Annotated in this window: 2 protein-coding genes; both read right to left on the bottom strand. The window is 64.1% G+C overall.

Annotated features, from left to right (window positions below; translation table 11 throughout):
* Positions 1 to 2 precede the first annotated feature (2 nt).
* Positions 3 to 1292 carry a M18 family aminopeptidase gene (locus ACF8EF_RS08950; RefSeq protein ID WP_176685023.1) on the bottom strand — a complete coding sequence of 430 codons (1290 nt, stop codon included), beginning with the start codon at positions 1290 to 1292 and terminating at the stop codon, positions 3 to 5.
* A 169-nt stretch (positions 1293 to 1461) separates the two neighbouring features.
* The gene (locus tag ACF8EF_RS08945) at positions 1462 to 2097 is read right to left on the bottom strand and encodes an RluA family pseudouridine synthase (protein WP_003252569.1); all 636 of its coding nucleotides are present in this window, start codon (positions 2095 to 2097) and stop codon (positions 1462 to 1464) included.
* Positions 2098 to 2152 lie beyond the last annotated feature (55 nt).

Raw genomic sequence — 2152 nt, 5'->3', positions numbered from 1 at the left:
CATCAAGGCAGTTCGCGGCTACGGTAGAACGCGGTCAGTACCTTCACCAGGTGCGCCAGGTCATGGCTGCCGCACAGCTCGCGAATGGAGTGCATGGCAAAGGTCGGCAAACCGATATCCACCGTGCGCACACCCAGGTGGCTGGCGGTGATCGGCCCGATGGTCGAGCCACAGCCCATGTCGCTGCGCACCACAAAGCTCTGCACCGGTACTTCCTCGGCCATGCACAAGTGGCGGAAGAACCCGGCAGTCTCGCTGTTGGTGGCGTAGCGCTGGTTGTTGTTCACTTTGATCACGGGCCCGGCGTTGAGCTTCGGCCCGTGGTTGCCGTCATGCTTGTCGGCGTAGTTGGGGTGCACGCCGTGGGCGTTGTCGGCCGACACCATCAGCGAGCGCTGGAGGGTGCGCACATAGGTGTCGCCATCGGGCAGCAGGCGCTGCAGGGTCTGCTCCAGCATTGGGCCATCGGCACCGCAGGCCGAGCAACTGCCGACTTCTTCGTGGTCGTTGCACACCAGTACACAGGTTTCGTCGCTGTCGGCGGCCAGCAGGGCCTGCAAACCGGCGTAGCACGACAGCAGGTTGTCCAGGCGGGCGCCGGCGATGAAGTCGCCATTCAGGCCGATCAGCGCGGCGTCCTGCGTGTCGTAAAAGCTCAGCTCGTAGTCCAGCACCACGTCGGCGATCAATTCGTGCTCGCGGGCCAGTTGCTCGGTGAGCAGGGCGCGGAAGTCGATGCGTTCGTCACCGGCCACTTGGGCGAGGATGGGGGGCAGTTCATTCTGCGGGTTGATCGCCCAGCCTTCGTTGGCGGTGCGGTTCAGGTGGATCGCCAGGTTGGGGATGATCGCGATTGGCAGCTTGAAGTCGATCAGCTGGCTTTCGACCTTGCCGTCACGGCGGTAGGTGACGCGGCCGGCCAGCGACAGGTCGCGGTCGAACCAGGGGGCCAGCAACGCGCCGCCATACACTTCCACGCCCAGTTGCAGGAAGCCCTGGCGCTGCAGCTCGGGCTGAGGCTTGACCCGCAAGCACGGGCTGTCAGTGTGGGCGCCGACCATGCGGATGCCATTGAGCAGCGGCGACTGCTTGCCCAGTTTGATGGCGATGATTGAAGAATCGTTGCGGGTGACGTAGTAGCGGCAGCCGGCCTCAGGGTCCCAACTGTCGCGCTCGTCCAGGCGCTTGTAGCCGGCCGCCTCAAGGCGCTGGACCAGGCTGGCGGTGGCATGGAAGGGCGTGGGGGAGGCCTTGAGAAAGTCGATAAGGCCGGTATTCAGTGCATCGCGCATAGCTCACTCCAGACAGCAGTGGCGCGAGTTTAACGCACAATGTCGACAATTTGTGTCTGCATCTTCGCGGCTAAAGCCGCTCCCACAGGTATTACACAGCCCCTGAGAGCAGCGCGGTCCCTGTGGGAGCGGCTTTAGCCGCGAAGAGGCCGGTACAGGCCCTGCGAAATCAGAACGGCGCCGGGCACTCGAACTTCAACCGCTGCCCGGACACCGGGTGGGTGAAGCTCAGCATCGAGGCATGCAGGCACAGCCGCTCATGGGCCGCCAGGGCTTGCGGGTTGGCATACAGCCGATCACCCAGCAGCGGGTGCCCGATCGACAGCATGTGCACGCGCAACTGGTGCGAACGCCCGGTAATCGGCGTCAACTCCACCCGACAGTAATCGCCGCAGCGCTCGACGATACGCCAGAAGGTCAGGGCGTGCTTGCCCTGCTCGTGGTCCACCACGTGCCGTGGTTTGGTCGGTGGGTCGTAGCGCAGCGGCAGGTCGATGCTGCCGCTGTCCAGCGCCGGCTGGCCCCAGCACAGTGCGGTGTAGGCTTTTTCCGTTTCACGGTCGTGAAACTGGCGCGACAGCTCGCGGTGGCTGTCGGCATCGCGGGCCAGCAGGATGATGCCGGAGGTTTCCCAGTCCAGACGGTGCACGATCAGCGCATCGGGGTAGCCGTTTTCCTGCAGGCGGGTGATCAGGCAGTCCTTGTTGTCCTCGGCACGGCCAGGGACCGACAGCAGCAGGGTCGGTTTGTTGATCACCAGGATGGCAGCGTCTTCGAAGAGGATCTGGACATTCGACAGCGGCATTGCAGGTCTCACGAAAATAGCGTTAAACGCTGGGGCCGCTTTGCGGCCCTTCGCG

Source organism: Pseudomonas sp. zjy_15, assembly GCF_043101865.1.
GTDB classification, from domain to species: Bacteria; Pseudomonadota; Gammaproteobacteria; order Pseudomonadales; family Pseudomonadaceae; genus Aquipseudomonas; species Aquipseudomonas putida_Y.
Note: the sequence above shows the minus strand (reverse complement) of the source record. Positions and strands in the feature narration are given on the sequence as shown.

What these genes read in the sequence shown, in the direction of transcription:
- ACF8EF_RS08950 (WP_176685023.1), bottom strand. Translation starts at nt 1,292, where the DNA reads ATGCGCGATGCACTGAATACCGGCCTTATCGACTTTCTCAAGGCCTCC.
- ACF8EF_RS08945 (WP_003252569.1), bottom strand. Translation starts at nt 2,097, where the DNA reads ATGCCGCTGTCGAATGTCCAGATCCTCTTCGAAGACGCTGCCATCCTG.